This is a genomic window from Acidobacteriota bacterium, assembly GCA_009861545.1.
Lineage (GTDB): Bacteria > Acidobacteriota > Vicinamibacteria > Vicinamibacterales > UBA8438 > WTFV01.
The window spans coordinates 1-22,493 of record VXME01000126.1 but is presented as its reverse complement, the minus strand read 5'-3'; the positions used below and the strand labels follow the sequence as shown (position 1 = coordinate 22,493).

Sequence of the window (22,493 nt, the reverse complement as noted above, 5' to 3'; positions counted from 1 at the left end):
GTGTCGTGCGTCAATCGACGGCGTCTCCGACCCGGAGCTCTCCCCGGGCAGCTACCGGACCGCCACCGCGGACAACGCGCCGACAGGCGTGCACGTTGAAGCCACGCGCGAACATCCGGCCTCGGATGCGACAATACGGGTTGCGACAGGATGAGGCCACGATCCGTGTGCGTTCCATGACGCGACGCAAGCTGCCCATCGGCGTGCAGACCTTCCGCGAAATCCGGGAGGAGCATTGCTACTACGTGGACAAGACCGCCTACATCGGTCGGCTCCTCGACGAGGCCAAGCACTACTTCCTGTCGCGTCCGCGGCGCTTCGGCAAGAGCCTGTTCCTCGACACCTGCAAGGAGCTGTTCGAGGGCAACGAGCCGCTCTTCGGGGGACTCGCCATCCACGGCCGGTGGGACTGGTCGGTGCGCCATCCCGTGCTGCGCCTCAGCTTCGGCAGCGGCAACTTCAAGGAACCGGGCTACCTGCACATCAACCTGATGGCCCAGCTCGATGTCCTGGAGGAACAGCTCGGCGTCGCTTCCCGCTACGACACGGCCGCGGAGCGCTTCGGGCATCTGGTCCGGGTGTCGAGCGCGCAGGCCGGGCAGCGGGCCGTCGTCCTGGTGGACGAGTACGACAAGCCGATTCTGGACGCGCTGGACGCGCCGGAGCTCGCCCGCGCCAACCGCGACTTCCTGCGCGGCCTCTACGCGGTCATCAAGGACAGCGACGCGCACATCCGCTTCAGCTTCATCACCGGCGTGAGCAAGTTCTCCAAGGTCAGCCTGTTCTCCGGCCTCAATAACCTCAGGGACATCACGCTGCACCCGCCCTATTCGGCCATCTGCGGCTACACCGACGCGGACCTCGACATCGTGTTCGCGCCGGAGCTCGGCGGCCTGGACCGGAACCAGGTCCGGGACTGGTACAACGGCTACAGTTGGCGCGGCGAGGAGAAGGTCTACAACCCGTTCGACATCCTGCTGCTGTTCGACACGCGCGAGTTCGCCGCGCACTGGTTCGAGACCGGCACGCCGACGTTTCTGGTGGACACGCTGTTCGACCGGCGCGTGAGCTCGCTGGCGCTGGACGGAATGGTGGGCAGCGCGGAGTTGCTGTCGACGTTCGACGTCGGCGACATGCCGACCGAGGCGCTGCTGTTCCAGACCGGCTACCTGACCATCCAGCGTGCGGAGCCCCGGGGCGGGGTCATGTTCTATCGGCTGGGGTATCCGAACCGGGAGGTGCGCCAGAGCCTGAACCGGAGCCTGCTGAGCCGCATGACGGGGAATGCGTCGCGGCCGACGGCGCACAGCGCGCGGCTCTACGATCTGCTGCTGGCCAACGACTTCTCGGGCCTCGCGGCGCTGTTCGAGGCGTTCTTCGCCAGCATTCCCCATCAGTGGTACACGAACAACGACATCGCGAGCTACGAAGGCTTCTACGCCAGCGTGTTCTACTCGTACTTCGCGGGGCTGGGGCTGGACGTGGTGGTGGAGGACAGCAGCAGCCACGGCCGGCTGGACATGGCGGTGCGCTTCAACGGCCAGGTGTACCTGTTCGAGTTCAAGGTGGTGGAGCTGGCGCCCGAGGGCGCCGCGATGGCGCAGTTGAAGGCGAAGCGCTACGCGGACAAGTACCGCAGCCGGGGCGAGCCGATCCATCTGATCGCGGTGGAATTCAGCAAGGAAGCCCGCAACCTGGCCGCGTTCGACGTGGAGCAGGTTTGATCGCCGTCCGCCCTACTGTTCCTCGGCCCGCGCCCCCACCAGTATGTTCTCGAGGCCGTAGTTCCCCTCGTGACACGCGTACTCGTAGAGCAGCCCGTCGAGACTCGTCATGGGAATCGACGCCGTCCACGGGCGCGTGTACTCGATGGGATCGCTCACGGTGAACTCGTAGTCGATCGTGTCGTCGTCGGTCCGCGTGAAGCGTTCGACGAGCAGCGTCGTCGCGTTGGCGCCGAACACGGTCAGCGCGCGCCCGTTCACCGGGATGAAGTTGGTGGTCTCGACCACCAGCGTGTCGCCTTCCCACCGGCCGCGCGAGTCGCCCAGCCACTGCCGAATCCCCTCGTCCACATGGGAGCGTCCATCGAGGGGGATGATCCTGGCGTCGTGGATCATCTCGACCAGGATCACGACGTAGCCCGGCGCCTGGAAGATCTGATAGTTGTGGTTGTAGAAGCCGGGCATCATCGTGCCCGGCATCCCCCGGGAGAGGCAGCGCTCGTAGAGATTGCGGTCCTCCGGCCCGGCCGGTACCCGCGTGCGGTAGCTCTCGCGCGCCGGGCGGCGAGCCGCTTCGAACGGCGTGAACGGCGGCAGCCTGCCGTCCGGCGGGTCGACGATGAGCGAGGTGCGCGCCATCCTGACCCCGCGCTCGACCCAGAAGTTGTTGTACGACCCGGTCTCGCCCGTTCCCGCGGCCACGCCGCGCTGCTCCCGGGCCACGTCGCCCGCCTCGTCGAGGGCCGCGCGTTCCTCTTCCGACAGGAGCTCGCGTCCCGCCAGGTCGGACGGCCGCTCCAACGGGGTCGTCGTGGTGTTAGTCCAGCGTCCCTGCAGGTCGGGGTCGCCCCACCCGGTGCGAGGTGAGGTCCACGCGCTGCTCTCGCCCGCCTGCGTTTGGCCGCCCGCGTCCACTGGGGCCAGCGCCGCGATCGCCACCACCGTTACCGCCGCCGCGAGATATCGATGGGCCATCTCTCCCTCCCTGCTTCCCGCCCGCCAAGCTCCGTCCTGGGAGCCCGTGGCAAGACCGCGCTGCATTCAAGGAGCGATCTTCGCCACCGGCTCCTGGAATCCGCATAATGAATCAGGACTCGACCGCGCGCAACAGAACTCTTGGGCGGACGGGCTCTTGAACCGCACCCGTATTTCTGCGTATATTATGAATAAATGCCTCGTGACCTGCTGACCGACTTCGAGCTGATGATCCTGCTTGCGATCCTGCGCGTCGGAGAGGGCGCGTACGGCGTGCGCATCGCGCGCGAGATAGAGCGCACCGGCGGGCGACGCGCCGTGCTGGGCGCGGTGTACGCCGCCCTCGATCGCCTGGAGCGAAACGGGTTCGCAACCTCGTCGGTGGGCGATCCCACGCCGGCGCGGGGAGGCCGCGCCAAACGCTTCTTCCAGGTGACTCCCGCCGGCATCGACGCCGTCAAGAGCACGCAGTCCGCCCTCGTCTCGTTGTGGACCGGCATTCCCGAACTGAAAGGAGCAGCGTCATGACCGGCCCCCGACCGCCACGGCTCGCCCTGGTTGTCCTGCGCGCCCTTCGCGTGGACGACGAATCGCTGGTCGGCGACCTCGTCGAGGAATTCGGCGCCCGACGGTCACACCTGTGGTTGTGGCGTCAGGTCCTGGGCGCGGTGCTCGCCGGACCGGAAGCGCTTCCTCGCACCGGTCCGTTGGGCCTCTGCGATGCCCGTTTCGCGCAGTCCGTCCTCCGCCCGACCCCGCGCCGGGAGCCCCGGATCAACCTGAGCGGTGGACCCGTTGCCGGCATCGGGGGTCTGAGCATCGTCGCGCTCGTGTTCCACGTCGCGCTGGTGAGCCCGCAGCTCCTGTGGCTGCCGGTGTTCGGCCTGACCGCGGGGAGCCTGTTGGGCGTGGCGCTCTACGTCCGTCGCCGGATCGCCGACACAGGAAGCTCTTCCTGAAGGTCGCGGTGTTCACCGTGCAAGGAAGACGTCGAGCGCCCCGTCGCCGCTCACCGTTGCGTTCCTCCGGCGCTCGCGTGCCCGATCCGGATCAGCTCCCGACCGGTCCTGAACAACAGGGCGCCGTCGACGGCGGCCACCCCGTACACCCGTTCGGAGACGCGCAGCGTGTTCCTGGCCAGCTCGATCGGTTCGGCCGCGTCCACCGCGAAAACCGACGTTGTGCCGTCGGCCCCGAATACGTACAGGCGGTCGCCGTTGACGATCGGTGTCGCCGAGGTGACCGACGCCAGACGCGTCGCCCAGCGCGACTCACCCGAGCCGAGATCGAGTGACCGAAGCACGCCGCGCGAGTTGGTGAAGTAGACCGCTTCTCCGGTCGCGACCGGAGACGACATCGACGTCGTCGCGTACCGACCGCGCCAGAACACGTGCTCGTCCAGTAGCCGCCCGCGGTGCTCGACCGACAAGGCGAGGTTGGACCGGGAGTCCATTGCCGGGACGACGAGGCGCCGTCCGGCGAGGACCGGCGACGGAATTCTGTTGCCGGAGAGACCGTCCAGCCACCAGACCCGCTCGCCGGATTCCGCATCGTGTGCGTCGAGCATGCCGGTGATGCTGACCACCACGAGCTCGCCGGCGTCCGACGGCACGACGATGGGCGTCGTCCAGGAAGATCGCAAGGGACGGTCCGCCCTGCGATGGTCCGCCTTCCACCGCGTCTCGCCGGTGGCCTTGTCGACGGCCAGCAGGTACGACGGTCCTTCGTGGCCGGCCAGGACGAACAGCGTCTCGGCGTTGGCGGCGAGCGAGCTGCCCAGACCGTAGCCCTCGATCTCGCCGTAGTCCGCCTTCAGCGACCGCGACCAGACGGGCTCTCCGGCGTGGTCCAGCGCGCCGAGGTCCCCGCTCTCGAACAGGTAGTAGACGCGCTCGCCATCGACCCACGGCGTCGGCGAACCCCTCGCGACGACATCCGTGACCTCGACGGGATGGGTCGACGGAAGGGCATGACGCCACAGCAGCGCACCCGTCTCCAGATCGACGGCGTCGACCATCTGCGTCTCCCGCAGTGGACCGTCGATAGCGGTGACGAACACGGTGCCGTCCCACACCACGGGGCTCGATTGGCCGTAGCCGCCGATGGGATGCCGCCACGCGAGGTTCCTCTCGTCCGACCAGACCAACGGCAGATCGAAGGCCTGGCTGTGACCGTACGCAGGCCCCCGGAAGCCGGGCCAGCGCTGCTCGCCGGCCAGCACCGGCCGGTCGACGGCCATGTCTTCCGGTCGCCGCGGCACCTCGACCACGTCGCTCGGCCGCAGCGACGCCACCTCGATCCGGTCGACGACCGCATGGGTCCGGCGGCCCGAGGCGCCACCCACGATGTGCAGCGTGCCGGGTCCACCCACCAGCTCGTTGTACACGCGTGTCGGGCTGACATCGTAGGCAAGCGCCCGCCAGGCGCGCTCGTCCGGGTCGAGGCGGAACAACTGGTTCAGGTTGCTCGCGTACAGGGCTCCGCCGGTCGCGGCCATGCCGAGGCCGACGCCCCCGACGGCGCTGCGAGTCGGCGGCACGGGCCCCGGCGCCAGGGTTCGGGCTCGCGGATCCAGTCGATACACTTCGAGCCCCGGCCCCGCGGGCGTCATCCCCCCGGCCACCCAGATCGCGTCGCCGTGCAAGGCCGCGGCGAGGGAGTGCAGGCGCAGGGAAACGTCCTCGATCACGGTCCAGGACACCGGGTCCGCGTCGAGGTCCGCGACGAGCACGTCGTCACGCCAATCCTCCGGTGGTACGGTGGGCGCGCGGAAGATCGCGCGGAGATCGTCCGTGTGCACCGAGGGATCCCATCCGCCGATCACCCAGATTTCGCGCCCCGCGACCACCGCCGCGTGGTCCGTCCGCCCGTCCGGCATCGGCGTCAGGCCGACCCACTGCCCGTCGGTCCAGCTCCACCGCTCCAGGTCGGATCGGGCCCGAGACGTACCTGTCGCCACGGCGCCGCCGACGCGGTACAGATCCCGGCCATCGCCGAGGAGCACGGCGCCGCGCGCCGCGCTGCCGGTCCAGACCGTCGTCCAGGTCGTATCTCCGGGATACAGCGAGTAGAGAGCCGCGCCGCGGGCGCTCGTCGCGGCGCCTGACGCAGGTCGCTGGTCTCCCAGGTGCACGTAGAGCACATCGCCGATATAGGCCCCGGATGCATCCGACCCCGCGCCCGGGAGCGGAGGCGCGGTTCGAGGTGGCGGGCTCGGCGACAAGGGGGACTGCGCCGCCGTCACGTCGACGCCGTCGCCGGCGCCTGTCCAGCCTGCCAGGATGACCACCAGGATGGCCGTAGCCTTCATGCTTGGTCGCATCGTCGCCTCCTGCTCCGTCGATCCTTGAAAACGAGGTGTAGTTCCGATAGACCACGTTCGCGTCGTCGCCGGCCGTCAACGACACGTTGGCCAGGATCGGTGCGTTCCTCCGGGCGGTCAGCGGTCGATCTCGACAGACGGCGTCGACAGGCACGACGGGATGCGCCTGGGCGCGCGCGTTGCCCCGGACGCAGGCGGGCTCGCCGGCAATCGCGGCACGACGGGCGCACGGTGGGTGCGGACAGCGCTACGCGGGCGGGGCGCGGGCGGGGAGGCGGCGAAAATGACCGGACGCGATCCATCCGCCCTCGACGGCCGGCTCAAGTGGTTCCGGAACGTCGGCGAATCCGATCTGCAAGGATCCGGGCAGCCCGGCGGCGGGCTGGTGGCGGAGCTCGCAGACCGCGCAGTCGTGCTCGGCTGCGTGCTCCTCGTGGCAGATCGCGGCGACGGCCGTGGCGCCGGCCAGCGCCAGCACCAGCGCGAGGACCCAAGCGTGCCAACATGGGCCACGCCGTGCAGGCCCCGCATGCACGGGTTGTCTCCCGGCCATCAGGCTGTCGACGCTACCAGAGAATCGCCCAAGGCGGCAAGAACGGGCGCGGACGACACGCCGAACGTCGACGGCGTTCGACCCGGTCGGACGCGCTCGACTCCGGCTCGCTTTCTTGTTGCTGAACCGCTCGATGGCGCCGGGGAAATGGAAGGCGATCACCCGGACGCCTGTTCTCTGAGCTGGGCCAGCGCGATCGCCACGACATCCGGTTCATTGCGGCGAAAACCGATCGACGCGTCGTCCAGGGTGCTGGCCCGATCGAAGAACCGGAGCTTTCTCCGCAGCCTGTCCGGACAGGGGCAACCTCACGTTTGCCCTCTTGCCGAACGTGGAAGCAGCGTAGCCACGTCGCCGTGCATGGCAACCAGGGCGGAGTCGAGCGTGGCCAGGCGCCCCCCACGCCGGCGCGCAAGCTCGGCCAGCCACGCGTCAGTAACCTGCCCACTTCCCTGCAGGTTGCGGTGCGGGACATCGAGGAAGTCGAGTGAGCCATCCCACCAATCGTGGTTCGCATGCGCGGCCAAGTCACGCAACGCCTGCCAAGCCGCCGCGGCGCTGCGATCCGCCGCCACCTTCATGTGGACACGCAGCAGCGTGCCCTGCGTGAAAGGACAGGTCGCAAACCGGTCTCGGACGAGGGTGGCGAACCAGCGATGTGCGCGATCATGATGCACGTGGGAGTCGACAACAAGCGCCACCAGCACGTTACCGTCAAGCAACCACGTCACCTTGCATCGTCCTCCGCCTCCGCTCGGCGAACGGTCTCCGCGGTGACAACCTCTCGTCCCTTCGACACCAGGAGGCCGTTGCGTCTGCTCACGAACTCCTCGGGTTGCGGCTGCGAGGCGTTTTCGCCGGGCAGTGCCCGGCGCAGAAGCTGGTTGACGGCGGCGCTGATGCTGCAATCCTCCGCCTTTGCAAGCGAGACGGCGACCGCGTACAGGTCGGGTTCGAGGTTTACGGTCAGCCTCATGACGCAAGCATGGTGCAGTGGTGCAGTGGTGTCAACAAATGCGGCTCACCGCACACCCTCCATGAACTTCGCCCGCAGGGCATCCCGGTCCACCTCTTCGCCACGCAGATAGACGCTGTCGATCCGGCGCGTGTTGGTGATGTCGTCCAGCGGGTTGGCGTCGAGCACCACAAAGGACGCGCTCCTCCCCTCTGCCACGGTGCCGAGGTCGTCCAGGCCCAGGATCTCGGCGTTGATGCGCGTCGCCGACTCGAGCGCCTCCATCGGCATGAGCCCGCAGCCGGCCATGTCGCGGATCTCGGTGTGCGTGGTCCAGGCGACGCTAACGCCCGAGTCCGTGCCCATGCCGATGGACATCCCCGCCTCGCGGTTGCGGGCCAGGTTCCGGCACTGCAGCGCGAAGAAGTCGCCGGGCCCGTCCGCCGCCAAGCGCTCGGCCTGCGCGCGCAGGTTCTCGATCTCGAAGGGCGGCAGCGTCTCGCCGAGCCACGGCAGGTCGTCGAGCGTCACCGGCGAGCCGGGCAGGTTCGGGATGGTCCACACGTCGGGATGCTCGCGTACGAGCGCCATGAACTCCTCGTCGATGTCGCGGTCCCGGACCGTGTGCGCGAAGCCGTCGATGCCCGCCCGGATCAGGTCCTTCGCGTCGGCCAGCCCGCTGGTCGAGCCAAGGTGTGACGCTACCCGCATGCCCCGGGCGTGGGCCTCGTCGATGATCGCCCGGTAGATGTTCGGCTCCAGCTTCGGGACCGTTCCGCCCCGGTCGTCGACCCAGATCTTGATGATGTCGACCCCGTGCCCGTCGAGCTCCGCGACCGCAGCGCGACCCGCCGCCTCGGTCCGCGCGCCGCGCGGGATGCCCAGCCGGTACTCCTGCTGCGGGCCGGCCAGCGGCGTGGCGGCGATCCCCCGACCGGACGTCAGGAATCGCGCCGCGTCGCGGAACACCTCGTTGCGCAGCTCGAAGGCGAGCGCCTCGTCGAACTCCAATCCCAGGCTCATCGTGGCCGCGACGCCGTGGTACGCGGAGCGCTCCAGGTGCTCGACCAAGTTGGACAGCGTGTAGTTGTCCTTGCTGTGCGTGCCGTCCTTCACGTTCGTCAGCCCGATGTGCTGGTGCGCGTCTATCAGCGCCGGGATGACGGTCTTTCCGGACAGATCCACCCGCTCGGCCCCCGCGGGAGCCTCCCTCTCACCCTGCCGCCCGACCCACGCGAAGACCCCGTCCTCGACCAGAAACGCCGACGTCTCGATGGGCGCACCGCCGTTGCCGTCGATGAGCCGGGCGCCCTCGAACCACGTGGCGTCTCCCGCCGCCTGGGGCTCCTGCGCCGAGACGCAACCTACGTTCATCAGCGAGGAGGCGCAGACGTTGCAGTCCCAACAACCTGTCGCTACGCAGCCCGCGCTCAGAACCGTGAGGACGCAGACAGCCAGCCAACCCGGCAAGGCCATGCCCGACCACTTCGTGGCGAGCGATTCGGAATCCGGCATCGGTTCCCTCCATCCGTCGGATGCTCCAGCGAGCTGGACCCGATTCGACTGCCCCGGCTCGAGACTCACGTCATCGTATGGCATCGGTACGTCGATCAGCGGCTCCAGGCCATTCTTGCGCTTCGGCGCGCACGGCGCTGGAACCGCACCGGGTTCGAGGTCTATGATGGAGCGATGGACTACTTGCAGGCACGTACCCCGCGAGGCGAAGGCGAAACGGCCGACGCCGCGGGTCGGGGCGCGGGGCCCGGCGAATCTCTCCGTTACGACGCGCTCCGGTTTCCCGGCTGCGTTCGCATCTCCCTGACGCGCGAAGCGTTCGAGAATTCCGACGATCGCCTCGAGTACTGGGACGCTGGTACCGAGACCGCCTGGGTGGTCGCCGACAACTACGCCGTCCACGAAGGAACCTCGCGGCGGCTGCCGCACCTGGCCGAGCGGATCGCCTCTGTGCGCGGCACGCCGATCGCCTCGTACGGATCGGTGACCCTGCTGGTGCGAGACGCGGACGGCCGGCCCCGGCGGGCGATGGAGGCCGACGAGACGCTGTACCTGCACCCGACGCGCGCCACCATCCCGGAGAAGTCCCTGATCATCGGCGAGCACGACTTCCCCGACGTCGTGCTCGAGGTGGACCACACGACCGACGTGCGCCCCGGCAAGCTGCTGCTGTACGAGGCCTGGGGCTTCCCGGAGCTGTGGGTGATCGTGCCGCCGGCCGGGGGTTCACCTAGGCGACCGGCGGGCGTGACGATTCACCGCCTGCAGGACGGACGGTACCAGTCCGTGCCGACGAGCGGCGCGTTTCCCGGCTGGACGGCGGGCGAGATCTTCGACGGGATGAGCGAGCCGACACCGTCGGCCGCCACCTACCGGGTCCTGGAGCGGGTAGGACGGGAGCTCGGTGCGCGGGAAGGGACGGGCCCTGCCGACGATCCGCTGTCGAGCGCGCTGATCGCGCAAGGGCACTCGGAGGGTCGCGCGGACGAGCTGGCCGCGGCCGCGCAGAGCCTGCTGCAGGTCCGGGGGCTCTCCGTGTCAGCGGCGTTTTCAGAGCGGGCGGTGACGTTCGCCGACGTGCCGCGGGACACGGTGATGGCCGCGGCCTACGCCTGCGCCGACGAAGCTGACTTCTGGCGCCGTCTTTCTGTCGATTCTCCTGGTAGCGTGCCGTGAAGATTGTTTCGGCGAAGATGCGGGGCGCATTGGTGGAAGCCGGCGCGTCAGAGACCACGGCGGAGGCCACGGCCGCCGATATCGGCGAGCTTGCCGGCGAGGTGCGGATCATCCGGTGGATGCTGGCCTCGTTGCTGGGCGCGGTGCTAACCGGATTCGGGCTGCTGGGTGCGGCCGTGATCCAGATCCTGGTGCGCCTACCCTAGACTCTCCGGCCGTACCTGCCCTCGTCTACGGCTCCTACAGCGCGTCGCGCGACATCAAGAAGGCGTGCACCTCCCATATCTCGTCGAGCGATAGCAATTCCTCGAACGCGGGCATGTTGGTGCCCGGACGCCCCCGATTCACCGTGTCCAGGAAACGGCCGAGCGGAAGACCGCTCCGGAACAGGCTCGGACCCGCGCCGCCGCCGGACCGGTGACAGATGACGCAGCGCTCGCGGTAGATCCGTTCGCCGGCGCTGATGGCCGCCGCGTCGCCCTGCAGCGGGTTCGGCGCGCCGCCCGCGTCCGGCGCGGACGAGGCGTCTGGCGCGGACGGTGGATCCACCTCGGAAGGAGCTTCCGGCGCTGACGACGGATCCGCCTCGGTCGGAGCGCCCGGCGCGATCGGCTCGCTGCCCTCCGTGGGCTCAAAGCCGTAGCCCGGCAGGACGCGGCCGCCCAGGGTGTGGCCTGGCTCGCCGACCCGCGGCAGGCCGCCCGGCAGCGGCGTCAGGTTCGTGCCCGCCTGCACCTCCCGGGGACCACCGTCGAGCGCGAACACCCACAGGTTCCCGGCCTTCGGCTCGGTGTAGTAGAAGATCATGTCCCCGCCGATGCCGCCGGACGGCACCGCGACGTACTGCGTCCCGTCGAGCTCGTAGGTGATCGGGCTGCCGATGATGCCCGACCCGGTCTGGAACTGCCACAGCACGTCGCCGCTGCGGGCGTCGAGCGCCATGAAGTAGCCGCGCATGTCGCCGGTGAAGACCAGCCCGCTGGAGGTGGCCACCGCGCCGGCCCAGAAGGGCGCCGGGCTCACCACCCGCCACAGGACCTCCTGCTCGACCACGTCGAAGCCGACGAAGTTGCCGGGGTTGTCGCTGGTCAGGTACTGCTGGTAGTCCCCGCCGAGGTACGCCTCGCCGTTGGTCGGCGGCTCGAACTGGTCCTCGGCCCAGAAGCGGTAGCCCATCGCCCACTGGTTCGACATGAAGTAGAGCGCGCCTAGGTCCGGGTTGAAGGCGAGCGGCTGCCAGTCGATGGCCCCCTCCAGGCTGGGAATGATCGGCCCCACCTCGGGGCCGCCGGACTGGGCCAGCATGTCCGGATTCACCTGCGGCCGGCCCGTTACCGGATCGAGGCCGAAGGCCCAGTTGATGCCCGGCACGATCGGCTCGCCGTAGAGGAAGCGGCCGTCCGTGCGATCTAGAGCGTAGAAGAAGCCGTTCTTGTCATGGTGGAACAGCGCCTTGACCGGCCCGTGGTCGCGCAGGGTCACGTCGGCCAGCACCGGCGTGCTCACCGCGTCGTAGTCCCAGCAGTCCCACGGGGTGTACTGGAATCCCCAGCGGATGTCGCCATTGTCGGCGTCGATGGCGACGGTGGCGGCCGACCACTGGTTGTCGCCCTTGCGGACGTGGCAGTTCCAGGGAGCGGCGTTGCCGGTGTTCCAGTAGACGAGGTTCAGCTCGGGATCGAAGGCGCCCGTCGTCCAGGTGGGCGCCCCGCCGTTCCTCCAGGTGTCGCCGGGCCACGTCTCGTTGCCCGGCTCACCCGGTCCGGGGATGGTGTAGCTGGTCCAGCGCAACTCGCCGGTCAGCGCGTCGTAGGCCTTGACGAAGCCGCGGATGCCGTACTCGCCGCCCGCCACCCCGGTCAGGACCATACCGTTGACCACCAGCGGCGCGCCGGTGATGCTGTAGCCCTGCCGCCAGTCGACGACCACGGTCTCCCACGCGACGGCGCCGGTGTCCTTGTGGAGCGCGATCAGCCGCGCGTCCATCGTCCCGACGTAGACCAGCTCGCCGAACAGCGCCACGCCGCGGTTGTTCGACCCGCAGCAGTAGACGCGCTCGACCTCGTCCGACATCTCCGGCTCGAAGCCCCACATCTTCGCGCCGGTCCGCGCGTCGATGGCGAACACGCGCGACTCGTCCGCCGACAGGTAGATCACGCCCTCGTGCACCAGCGGCGTCGCCTCCAGGCCCCGGTTCTCGCCGCCGGTAGCGAACACCCACGCCGGGTGCAGCCGGTCGACGTTCTCCGGCGTTATCTGATCGAGCTCCACGAAGCGCTGGCCGTGGTAGTCGCGGCCGTACATCAGCCACGACGAGGTGTCCGCGGCGGCCTGCTCCAGGTCGGCCGTGGTGACCTCCTGCCCCTGCGCCGCCGGCCAGGAGAGACCGGCGGTGAAGAGGAGAACCGCTGCGAGCGCCTGCAGAGAACGCGAGGACCGCATCGGTACTTAGTCAGGCAAGGCGAACACCCAGATCACGCCGCTGCCCTGCGGCAGCGTGATGCCGGTCAGGCGCGCGTAGGAGGTGGTCTGGCCGATGCGCCCGCCGGCGCCGACCGCGAGGTACTGGCGGCCACCGACCTCGAAGGTGACCGGGGCGCCCGAGATGTCGCCGTTCAGGCGCGTCTCCCAGAGCATCTCGCCGTTGTCGGCGTCGAGCGCGAAGAGCCGGCGGTCCGCCGTGCCGCCGAAGACGAGGCCGCCGCCGGTGGCGAGCGCAGCGGCGGTCATCGGCGCGCCGCTCTCGGGGCGGTATTCCCAGGCGCGTTGGCCTGTGACCGGATTGAACGCCACGAACTCGCCGATGTAGTCGTAGCCGGGGACCATCTTCACGCGACTGCCCATGCCCCGGAAGACGCGGCCGGGCACGTACTCCTCGGAGACGAACATGACGTCCATGCAGGCGTTGTTGATGCCGACGTAGTAGAGGCCGGTCTCGGGGCTGTAGCTCGCCGAGTTCAGGTTCCGCGTGCCGTGCAGGTGGGGACACACCTCGAAGATCTTGTCCGAGTCGACGTCCTCCAGCGTGGGGATCTGGTCCGGGTTGTAGATGGGGCTGCCGGTGTCGGTCCAGCCGGTGATGATGTTGTCGTAGCCTGTCCGGAACGCGTCGATGAAGCGCCCGGTCTCGCGATCGAGCACGATGCCCCAGCCGATCTTGCTGGTCTCGATGAGCGCCTTGTGCTCGACGCCGCCGATCTCCAGGTCGACCAGCATGCTCTCGGCGGTGGCGTCCAGGTCCCAGTTGTCCGCCGGCACCACCTGGAAGTACCACTCGATCTCGCCGGTGTCGATGTCCAGGGCCAGGATGCAGTTGGTGTAGAGGGCATCGCCCGGACCGCGCAGGGTGGACGCCCAGGGCGTCGGCTGTCCCGTACCCATGTAGACGAGGCCGAGCTCGGGGTCGTAGCTGATGGTGCTCCACGCCAGGCCGCCCAGCGGCGGGATCTCGCGCTCGGTCCACGTGTCGTAGCCCGGCTCGCCGGGCATCGGCACCGTGTAGGTGGTCCAGATGTGCTCGCCGGTCTCGGCGTCGTGCGCCACGATGGTGCCGCGGCCGCTGCGGTCACCGCCGGCGAACCCGAGGACCACCTTCCCGTCGGCGATCAGCGGCGGGTGGCTGTGGCCCAGGCCGGTGGTGTAGTCGCCGGTGCTCACCTCCCAGCGGTGCTCGCCGGTCTGCGCATCGAGGGCGACCAGCACGGCGTCGGCCGCACCGAAGTAGACCGTGTCGCCGAGCACGGAGACGCCGCGGTGCCGGCCGAGCGCCTGCGACTTCTGGATGTCCTCGGGATAGCTGCGCGTGTACACCCAGGCGACGTCGCCCGACAGCACGTCGAAGGCGGTGACCCGGCCGCTCCCCTCCGAGACGTACATCAGCCCGTTGGCCACGATCGGCGTCGGCACCCAGCGGCTGTTGTCGCGCATCGACCAGGACCAGACGAGGCGCAGGTCGGAGACGTTGCCGCGGTCGATCTGGTCGAGCGGGCTGAACCCGGTGACGTCGTAGGTCCGGCGGTAGCTCATCCAGTCGCCGTCCTGCGGATCGAGCAGCCGCTCCTCGGTGATCGGCTCCCACTCGGCGTCGTCGGACTGCCCGAGCGCGGGTCCGGCCTGCAGCATCAGGAAAGCGGTCAGGCACACCAGCACGAATCGTCCGCGTCCCATCTCTCGCATCGTCTGTCTCCTTCCGTGCCCCGTGGCGCAGCGTCGAAGGCCTGTGCGTCGTCCGCGACGCTCGGCCACAGGCGCCCGGGAACGGCTCGGCTCGTCTTCAATCCCGAACTCGGGCATCATCGCCCATGCGAGCGACCGGCGCAACAGCGGATGCGCTCCAGGGCTGGGGCTTCCAGGTTCTGCCATCCACGAGGGCCAGGAGCCCGCGGCAAAGCCGCTGCATGCGAGCGGCGTTTCGCTACGAGTCCTACCGCGAGCCCGCGACCTTCACGGTGACGATCTCGATACCGTGGTACTGGCGGTGACGCACCGACGAGGCGTAGTGGCGCAGCAGGCGGAACGACAGCTCGCTCTCCTCCGGCGTTTCCGCGCGTTCGCTCAGGTAGGTCAGGTGGTCCTCGATGTTCTCCCGCTCGGAGACGACCAGGAACTCCATCTCCACCGTCTCGCGGCCGGGACGCGCGAAGAGGATGAGGCGCGGCGCCGCGCCGGCCGCCTGCTCGCCGCGTAGCTGCAAGAGGCACTCGAGCGCCTCTTCGCCGGCGCCCCGCAGCCGCCCGCCGGAGGCGGCGTTCCAACCCGAGCGACCCGCGATCTCACGCAGGAAGGCATCGATCCCCGACGCCGCGGAGGCGTCGAGCTCCACGTCCAGCCGCCGGCGCCGCGGGCTGGTCAGCTCCAGGAACGCGGTCAGCAGGACCGTGGCCAGCACGCCGATCGTCATGCCGTTGCCCAGCGACGCGCTCCAGGTCGGTCCCAGGACGCTCTCGAAGACGCTCCCGCTCTCCAGGCCCACGCCGAGGGCCAGGGCGACACCCACCACCAGACCCTTCTGCGGATCGAGGCCGTCCTGGAACACCGTCCGGATGCCCTCCACGAAGAGCAGTCCCATGATGATCAGCAGGAAGGCCCCCATGACGGGACTCGGCACCGCGAGCAGGACGGCGGTCAGCTTCGGCAGGAACGCCAGCGCGAACAGGGTGCCGCCGATGGCGTACCCGACGCTGCGCGCCGCCACGCCGGTGAGATTGATGAGCGACACGCTCGACGGCAGGTAGATGATGACAGGCGGCGTCACCGCGAGGCCGGACAGGAGAATGCCCACGCCGCTCGCGTTGAGCGCGCCCTGCACGAGGCGGAAGTCGGTCGCGCGCGGCTGGCGCGCGGAGGCCTGCTGAATGACCGCGCCGTCGCTGCTGGTCTTGATGGCGGCCACCACGGACACGATCGCGAACACCGGCAGCAGCGCCCAGAACCGCGCGTCCGGCGTGAAGTCGATGCCGGGCCAGGCCGCGACGTCGGGAACGTCGAGCCACGAGGCCTCGGCTACCGGCCGCAAGTCGTACATCCCGAAGAACAACGCCGCCGCGCAGCCCGCCAGTATGCCGCTGAGCGGCGCCCACAGCCGCCAGACGCCCGAGGCGCGCAGCACCATGCCGGTGGCCACTGCCAGCGTGACCCCGGCGGCGATCAGCCCGCCACCCTCGGGCGCGCCCGAGGGCACGTCCGTCAGCCGCCCCACCGCGATCGGCATCACCGCGACCGCGATCAGCATCAGCGCCGTGCCGGACACGATCGGCGTGACGATCCGGCGCAGGAACGGCAGCCACGCCGCCATCGCGAACTGGAACAGCGACGACACGACGATGAGGCTGGCCAGCGTGGCCAGGTCCGCCTCCGTCAGGGCGACGACCGAGATCGCGATGAAGTGGGGACCGGCCCCCGTCATCAGGATGTGGCCGGCGCCGACCCGCCCGACGTGCGCCGCCTGCAGCGCGGTAGTGACCCCGGCGATGACGAGCGCCGCGAAGACCGCCCAGCCCAGGTACAGCTCGCCCTCGCCGGCCGCCCGGACGATGATGGTCACCATCAGGACGGTGTTGGCGAGGATGAGCACGACGCCCTGGAAGGCGACGCCGGCCGTCACGAGCGGCGGGCACGGATCGTCCGGCTCGTAGCGGATGCGGCGGTTGAGGCGGGGCTTGGTCACGGAAGGACTGTACCGCATTCCATCACACAAGCTACAATGCCGTCATGGTTCGCACGCAGATCCAACTGACCGAAACGCAGGCCCAGGCGCTCCGCGTACAGGCGCGCGTGCAGGAACGCTCGATGGCCGATCTCGTGCGCGAGAGCGTCTCCGAGTATCTGGCGCGCCGTCATGTCGTGGATCGTGACGAACTGGCTCGGCGCGCGCTGGCCCTGGCCGGTCGGTTCCGGTCCGGATGCCGCGATCTGGCCGAGGACCACGACCGGTATCTCGACGAGGCATTCGATTCGTGACACTCTTCGTGGACACGTCCGCCCTGCTGGCCTTCCTCGACGCCGACCAGCCGCACCACGCCGATGTGACGGAGGCGTGGCGCCGAGCACTGAACGACCACGACTCCCTCGTCACCTCGAACTACGTGCTGGTGGAAGCGTTCGCGCTCGTGCAGCGTCGACTCGGCCTCGATGCGGTTCGTGCCCTGGCCGGCGACCTTGTCCCGCTCCTTCAACCGCTGTGGGTCGACGAGGAGCTGCACGCAGCCGCGATGGCCGCGCTGTTCACCGCCGGGCGCAGAAAGCTGTCACTGGTCGATTGCACGAGCTTCGAGCTCATGCGACGCCATGGAATCGCGGTGGCGCTTTCCCTGGACGCCGATTTCGCACAGCAGGGATTTCGCCAGCTTCCGGCCGTGAAGACTGCCACATAGAGCACTGGACAGCGAGGACACGCGTTCATGATCGAAAGGCGCTTCAGGGATCTCTGGGAGCGGCTGCAGGGCAAGAAACCCCACCTGCCGCATTTCCTGGCCGAGATCCACCTCGAAGGCATTCGTGGCATCGAGGACGTCCGGATCAAGCTGGACTATCCCGTGAGCGTCATCGCCGGCGGCAACGCCAGCGGCAAGTCGACGGTGCTCTTCGCGGCGGCCTGCGCCTACAAGGTGCCCGGGGCCGGCGTGAAGGACTTCGTGCCGTCGACCCTCTTTCCGGACTACCGGCCCAGGGTGGGCCGGCGCGAGGACCGGAAACCGCAGGTGGTCATCGAGTTCGACTATTCCACGCCGGACGGCCGGCAATCCATGCGATGGCGCCGCTCCAAGGGCTGGAATCGCAGCTTTCTCGGCCGCAAGAACGCTACCCAGCCGGAGAGGCCCGTCTATCTCAGAACGCTCAGCAACCTCAGCAATCCATCCGAGGTCCGCGGCGTGTTAAGCATGTCGCGCCTGCGCTCCGCCCCTCGGGAAACACCCTTGACGGCGTCCCAAATCGACTTCGCCCAGCAGATGCTTCCCTTCCGGTACGCCGAGGTCGTCAACCTGTCCAGCGGCACCAAGAACCTTCTCTTCGCTGCGCAGGAACGCGGCGCGGAGTACTCCGAGCTGCACATGGCCGCCGGCGAGCGGGCGATCTTCCGCCTCTCGCGCGAAATCGCCCAGCTCGAGGGCGCCCTGGTGCTCATCGACGAAGTCGAAGCAGGCCTGCATCCCTGGGTGCAGCAGCTCCTTATGCTGCAACTGCAGCAGCTCGCGCTACGCAACGACCTGCAGGCCATCGTCACCACGCACAGCCCCGTGGTGCTCGATGCCGTGCCCTCCCACGGGCGCATCTTCCTCGAACGGGACGACACCGGCGACGTCACGGTCCGTCCGCCCTACCGTGACGTCGTCCAGAACGCCCTCTACGGCCGATCTGGGGACGCACTCAATCTTCTCTGCGAAGACTCCACGGCCGAGGGAATCCTGCAAGGCGTGTTCGACGTCCTTCTGCCCCGGGAGCGGATTCGCAGGGAGTCCGTCCGCGTAGGCCGCGACACCGGTGCGAACGAATTCCCCCTGCACGCGAGCGCGTTCAGGAAGTTCGGGCAGATCCAGAACTTCGTCTTCGTGCTCGACGGCGACAAGCGCGCCGGCAATCTGGAGGAGACCATACGCCAGAGAGCACGAAGCGACGTCCCGGTGTTCTTTCTCCCCGGCGACGACGCGCCCGAAGTCTGGGTCTGGAACGCCTTGCGCCGCGACCCCGCCAACTCGTCCGCCGAGCTTGGCATCGAGCCCGCGGATCTGACCGAGCGAATGAACCGGGCGGACGCCGTGTACGACACCGCGGCCGACCGACCCGGAGAGATCGCCAAGACGAAGCTCCACGGCCTCGCCGAACCCCTCGGCTGGGCCGAATCCGACATCGGCCGCGTGGTTGCCCGACTGGAGGCCGCCCGCAAGGAGAGCGACATTCAGCCTCTGCTGGAAGGACTGAAGGCGGCCCTGCTCCAATGGCGCGCGGAGTAGAAGCCGGACGAACCGACGCGACGCCGGACTCGCAGTGACGGACATCCGTCGCGGCGGCGACTCGACCGCTCGAGCAGCAGCACCCCTCCGGATTCCCTTTCGCGCGGACTCCCGCTCGCGTAGGATGGAGACAGTCATGGAGGATGTGCTTCTGGTAATCGCGGCGGGCGGTGCGCTGTTCAACTCGTGGCAGATCGCGCGGCTGGCCGGCCGCGTGGATGCGATGGGATCGACAATGCAGACGGTGTTGACGCTGCTGGCCGGCCGAACGCGCGAAGCCTCGCAGAGGCTGTCGTCGCCCTCCTGAATCGGCCTCATCCTTCGCCGCCGCCGCTACACCACCCGCCACCAGGGCACGGCCAGCACGCCCTCGGCCATCCACTGCGTTCCGGAACCGCCGTGCAGCAGCAGGCCGCCCGCGAACCGATCCCGATACTCCTCCCGAAAAGGCGCAAGCCGCGGGTGTCCGCCAACCCGGGAGTCGGGGCGGCCTTCACCTCGACGGCCAGCAGCCGGTCGCCGGTCTCGATGACGAAGTCCACCTCGCGATCCGTCGTCGTCCGCCAGAACAGCACGTTCGGGGCCGGCACCTGACCGTCGCGCCACACCAGCAGATCGGCCAGGACGAGATTCTCCAGGTGCTCGCCCGAGACGGTGTCGGCACCGCTCATCCAGAGCGCCAGGGCCGAGTCGCTCCAGTAGAGCTTCGGGCTCTTGGCCAGTCGCTTGCTCCGGTTGACGGAGTAGGGCGGCAGCCGCACGAGTTGGAAGGAGGCCGGCAGGTCGAGAGGCACGTTAGCTGGACGTCGACCACGAGACGGGCGAATATCGCCCGCGCCGTGGGCAATATGCAAGCCAACCCGACGAAGGCAGCCGCAGTTCCCCCAGCGACCCCGGCAGATCCATCCGTGGTCAGGGCGACGGCAACCGCAGCGCCGCCAGCGACCCGGCAGACCCGATCCCGCCACTTGCACCACGACGTACTGCCGGCCCTCGGGCAGGTAGCCCATCCCGTGCTGGCCCGAGGCGGGCAGCGATTCTGCTCGGCATTGCATAATGAATCCCAGCCGATGCCGACCGCACGGGACGCGACCACCTCCCCGGGGGCAGGAAGGCGGCGCAAGCTGCCGATCGGGATCCAGACCTTCAGCGAGATTCGGACGGGCGGCTACTACTACGTGGACAAGACCGCCGGGCTGCGCCGTCTCATCGACGCGGGCAAGCACTTTTTCCTGTCGCGCCCCCGGCGCTTCGGGAAGAGCCTGCTGGTGGATACGCTGAAGCAGCTCTTCGAGGGCAACCGGCCGCTGTTCGAAGGATTGGCGATCCATGACCACTGGGACTGGACGGTGCGTCATCCGGTGCTGCGGCTCGACTTCAGCGGCGGCGACTTCACCGCGCCGGACACCCTGCCGGCGCAGGTCGCCGATCAGATCGCGGCCGCCGAACGGCGGGCCGGACTGGCCGGCGCCTACGCATCGCTACCAGGCCGATTCGCAGGACTGATCGAGGCGCTCCACCAGCAGCGCGGACAGCGGGTCGTGGTGCTGGTGGACGAGTACGACAAGCCGATCCTCGACGCGCTCGAGACGCCGGACACGGCCCGCGCCAACCGCAACTTTCTGCGCGGCCTGTACGGCACCATCAAGTCCAGCGACGCGCACGTCCGGTTCACGCTGCTGACCGGGGTGAGCAGGTTCTCGAAGGTCAGTCTGTTTTCCGGCCTAAACAACCTGATAGACGTCACGCTGGATCCGCGCCATGCCGCCCTCTGCGGCTATACCGACGCGGACCTGGACACGGTCTTCGCTCCCGAACTGCCCGGCCTCGATCGGGACGCGATCCGCGACTGGTACGACGGCTATCGGTGGGTGGACGGCGAGACGGTCTACAACCCGTTCGACATCCTGCTGCTCTTCGACCGGCGCGAGTTCGGCGCGTACTGGTTCGAGACGGGCACGCCGGCGTTCCTGATCGACACGCTGGTATCGCGCGGCGTAGAGACGTTCGCCCTCGACGGCCTGCTCGGCACGGACGAGCTGCTGTCGTCGTTCGACGTGGACGACGTGGCCCCGGAGGCGCTGTTGTTCCAGACCGGCTACCTGACGATTCGGGAGGTGGAACGGATCGACGGCACGCGGTACTACCGGCTGGGATATCCGAACCGCGAGGTCCGGCAGAGCCTGAACCAGGGCATGCTGCGGCATCTCGTTCGCGGGGCGTCACGCGGCGCGGAGCCGGGTCCGCGGCTGTTGGCGCTGCTCCGGGTCAACGACTTCGCCGGACTCGAAGAACTGTTCCGGGCCTTCTTCGCCGGCATCCCCCACCAGTGGCATGCGAGCAACGACATCGCGCGCTACGAGGGCTACTACGCGAGCGTGTTCTACGCCTGCCTCGCGGCCCTGGGTCTGGACGTGCGGGTGGAGGACAGCACCAGCCGGGGGCGTCTCGACCTGGCCGTGGCTTTCAACGACCAGATGTATCTGTTCGAATTCAAGGTGGTGGAGCGAGCCGCCGCAGGGGCGGCGTTGGCGCAGTTGCGCAACAAGCGCTATGCCGAGAAGTATCGGGGCCTGGGCGCGCCGATTCACCTGATCGGGGTGGAGTTCAGCCAGGCGACGCGGGGCCTGACCGCGTTCGACGTGGCGACCGACTGACCCCGGGGCAGTCGGCCGCCGGCCATGATTCGACGATCGCCGGGTCCGGGAGTCTGCGCAGGAACGGCGCCCGGTACATGACGACGCCGGAGCTTCTGTCAGGGCAGGGCCAGCGCCGCCAGCGATCCCGGCAGGCCCGATCCCGGCAGGCCCGATCCCGCCACCTGCACTACGATTTACTGCCGTCCCTCGTGCAGGTAGCCCATCATCCCGTACTGCCCCGAGGCGGGCATCGCCACGGTGCCGAGCCGTTCGCCGGTCCGCTTGTCGAGCGCGTGCAGGCGCGGGAGCCCGGCCGTGCCCTCGGCCGTGACCAGCAGCGTCTTCGTCACCATGGTGACCGGGTGCGAGGGAACGCCGGTGTTCGGCACGTCCAGCCTTCGAGCGCCGGGTGCTTGCGGCTGCGCTCCGGCGTGTCCCCGTTGGGGGTCTCCCACAGGTGCTCGCCGGTGTTCATGTCGATGGCGACGATGCGAGCGTAGGGCGCCCGTTGGTTCGGCAGGCCCTGCCGTCCGCGGAAGTCGCCCCAGTTCACGACGGCGAAGTCCGGAGAAGGTAGCGCCAGGACGTCGGCGCATACAACCGCTACTGGTCCCGCGACCTCTGGCTCGCCTATGTGAACGCCCTCGCCGCCGGCTGGCGGGATGCGACGCCCGGCGGGCAGCGGCAGAACATGCTTGCGTTGTAGCTGATCAGCTCCAGTTTCTGTTCACGTTCTCTCTGAACGGTCGGTCACCCCACATCCGATCTTCGCCAGGCAACCCCATCGGTGGATCGGGTCCATCGTGTTCCCACGGGTCTGGAGGAACCCGGGTGCGCCCATGGCAAAGCACCGCCCACTGACCGTGCGACGATACGCAAACCACCGCTGCCCGTCTTCCGCCACCTTCATCTCTATCCGCGATTCTCTCGGGAGGCCCCGCATCGCGAGACTGTCGCCCAATGGACGAAGCAGGTTTCCATCGTACCGGTCACGCTTGCGATAGTGACCCATATGGCAAGTGGCCAACCACTGTAGCGCCTTGGTTGCCTCCTTGAGCTCCCGCCGGTCGAGCCGGCGGCCGTCCGCATCGCCCCCCTCCACATCGGCGTAGCACTGAAGCCTGTCTTCGTCTTCGTTTAGCGGTTCCGGGCAAAAATCCGCGTGTTGGGGGTAGAGGTCTTGA

19 protein-coding genes are annotated in these 22,493 nt (G+C 68.8%); 9 read left to right on the top strand and 10 right to left on the bottom strand.

The features are described from left to right. The first annotated feature begins 176 nt into the window (after window positions 1-176). Window positions 177-1,724: an ATP-binding protein gene (locus F4X11_20290; GenBank protein MYN67336.1), complete on the top strand. Its 1,548-nt coding sequence runs from the start codon at window positions 177-179 to the stop codon at window positions 1,722-1,724. A 12-nt stretch (window positions 1,725-1,736) separates the two neighbouring features. On the opposite strand, the gene F4X11_20285 is transcribed toward F4X11_20290, so the two are convergent. Further along, entirely contained in the window at window positions 1,737-2,699 is a 963-nt protein-coding gene (locus F4X11_20285) for a hypothetical protein (protein ID MYN67335.1), read from the bottom strand. 195 nt (window positions 2,700-2,894) lie between these two features. Here F4X11_20285 and F4X11_20280 point away from each other — a divergent pair, with 195 nt between their 5' ends. Together F4X11_20280 and F4X11_20275 are read left to right on the top strand one after the other, a co-directional pair. Next, window positions 2,895-3,227, top strand: a complete 333-nt coding sequence (locus F4X11_20280) for a PadR family transcriptional regulator (GenBank protein MYN67334.1) — start codon at window positions 2,895-2,897, stop codon at window positions 3,225-3,227. Then, window positions 3,224-3,658, top strand: coding sequence for a hypothetical protein (locus F4X11_20275; GenBank protein ID MYN67333.1), 435 nt, complete (start codon window positions 3,224-3,226; stop codon window positions 3,656-3,658). The genes F4X11_20280 and F4X11_20275 overlap by 4 nt, the downstream gene beginning before the upstream one ends. A gap of 50 nt (window positions 3,659-3,708) precedes the next feature. Here F4X11_20275 and F4X11_20270 read toward each other — a convergent pair whose 3' ends face one another. From F4X11_20270 to F4X11_20255, 4 genes are all read right to left on the bottom strand, one after another. After that, window positions 3,709-6,021, bottom strand: coding sequence for a PQQ-binding-like beta-propeller repeat protein (locus F4X11_20270; GenBank protein MYN67332.1), 2,313 nt, complete (start codon window positions 6,019-6,021; stop codon window positions 3,709-3,711). An 861-nt stretch (window positions 6,022-6,882) separates the two neighbouring features. After that, a complete protein-coding gene (locus F4X11_20265; protein MYN67331.1) occupies window positions 6,883-7,305 on the bottom strand; it encodes a type II toxin-antitoxin system VapC family toxin in 423 nt (140 codons plus the stop codon). Further along, window positions 7,302-7,550: a hypothetical protein gene (locus F4X11_20260; protein ID MYN67330.1), complete on the bottom strand. Its 249-nt coding sequence runs from the start codon at window positions 7,548-7,550 to the stop codon at window positions 7,302-7,304. The genes F4X11_20265 and F4X11_20260 overlap by 4 nt, the downstream gene beginning before the upstream one ends. A 45-nt stretch (window positions 7,551-7,595) precedes the next feature. Next, the gene (locus F4X11_20255; GenBank protein ID MYN67329.1) at window positions 7,596-9,128 is read right to left on the bottom strand and encodes an amidohydrolase family protein; all 1,533 of its coding nucleotides are present in this window, start codon (window positions 9,126-9,128) and stop codon (window positions 7,596-7,598) included. Window positions 9,129-9,218: 90 nt separating this feature from the next. Here F4X11_20255 and F4X11_20250 point away from each other — a divergent pair, with 90 nt between their 5' ends. Together F4X11_20250 and F4X11_20245 are read left to right on the top strand one after the other, a co-directional pair. Beyond that, complete coding sequence (locus F4X11_20250) at window positions 9,219-10,220, top strand: hypothetical protein (protein MYN67328.1); 1,002 nt, start codon at window positions 9,219-9,221, stop codon at window positions 10,218-10,220. Further along, window positions 10,217-10,426 (top strand): hypothetical protein, encoded by a 210-nt coding sequence (locus F4X11_20245; protein ID MYN67327.1) that lies wholly within the window; start codon window positions 10,217-10,219, stop codon window positions 10,424-10,426. The genes F4X11_20250 and F4X11_20245 overlap by 4 nt, the downstream gene beginning before the upstream one ends. A gap of 34 nt (window positions 10,427-10,460) precedes the next feature. On the opposite strand, the gene F4X11_20240 is transcribed toward F4X11_20245, so the two are convergent. The 3 genes from F4X11_20240 to F4X11_20230 form a co-directional block, all read right to left on the bottom strand. Then, complete coding sequence (locus F4X11_20240) at window positions 10,461-12,662, bottom strand: PQQ-dependent dehydrogenase, methanol/ethanol family (protein MYN67326.1); 2,202 nt, start codon at window positions 12,660-12,662, stop codon at window positions 10,461-10,463. A gap of 6 nt (window positions 12,663-12,668) precedes the next feature. After that, the gene (locus tag F4X11_20235) at window positions 12,669-14,582 is read right to left on the bottom strand and encodes a PQQ-binding-like beta-propeller repeat protein (protein ID MYN67325.1); all 1,914 of its coding nucleotides are present in this window, start codon (window positions 14,580-14,582) and stop codon (window positions 12,669-12,671) included. A 61-nt stretch (window positions 14,583-14,643) separates the two neighbouring features. Beyond that, on the bottom strand, window positions 14,644-16,404 hold the full coding sequence (locus tag F4X11_20230; protein ID MYN67324.1) for a hypothetical protein: 1,761 nt from the start codon (window positions 16,402-16,404) through the stop codon (window positions 14,644-14,646). Between the two features lie 26 nt (window positions 16,405-16,430). Between F4X11_20230 and F4X11_20225 the strand changes: the two genes are divergently transcribed. From F4X11_20225 to F4X11_20215, 3 genes are read left to right on the top strand one after another with little or no spacing between them, the layout of a single operon-like run. Continuing rightward, the gene (locus F4X11_20225) at window positions 16,431-16,679 is read left to right on the top strand and encodes a ribbon-helix-helix protein, CopG family (protein MYN67323.1); all 249 of its coding nucleotides are present in this window, start codon (window positions 16,431-16,433) and stop codon (window positions 16,677-16,679) included. Then, window positions 16,676-17,092, top strand: a complete 417-nt coding sequence (locus F4X11_20220) for a type II toxin-antitoxin system VapC family toxin (protein ID MYN67322.1) — start codon at window positions 16,676-16,678, stop codon at window positions 17,090-17,092. Before F4X11_20225 ends, F4X11_20220 begins: the two co-directional genes overlap by 4 nt. Window positions 17,093-17,119: 27 nt before the next feature. Further along, window positions 17,120-18,670, top strand: coding sequence for an AAA family ATPase (locus F4X11_20215; protein ID MYN67321.1), 1,551 nt, complete (start codon window positions 17,120-17,122; stop codon window positions 18,668-18,670). Between the two features lie 314 nt (window positions 18,671-18,984). Here the strand turns inward: F4X11_20215 and F4X11_20210 are convergent, their stop codons facing one another. Then, complete coding sequence (locus tag F4X11_20210) at window positions 18,985-19,725, bottom strand: DUF4143 domain-containing protein (GenBank protein MYN67320.1); 741 nt, start codon at window positions 19,723-19,725, stop codon at window positions 18,985-18,987. Window positions 19,726-19,740: 15 nt separating this feature from the next. Between F4X11_20210 and F4X11_20205 the strand changes: the two genes are divergently transcribed. Continuing rightward, window positions 19,741-21,327: an ATP-binding protein gene (locus F4X11_20205; GenBank protein ID MYN67319.1), complete on the top strand. Its 1,587-nt coding sequence runs from the start codon at window positions 19,741-19,743 to the stop codon at window positions 21,325-21,327. Between the two features lie 328 nt (window positions 21,328-21,655). Here the strand turns inward: F4X11_20205 and F4X11_20200 are convergent, their stop codons facing one another. Continuing rightward, a complete protein-coding gene (locus F4X11_20200) occupies window positions 21,656-21,862 on the bottom strand; it encodes a hypothetical protein (GenBank protein ID MYN67318.1) in 207 nt (68 codons plus the stop codon). Window positions 21,863-22,493 lie beyond the last annotated feature (631 nt).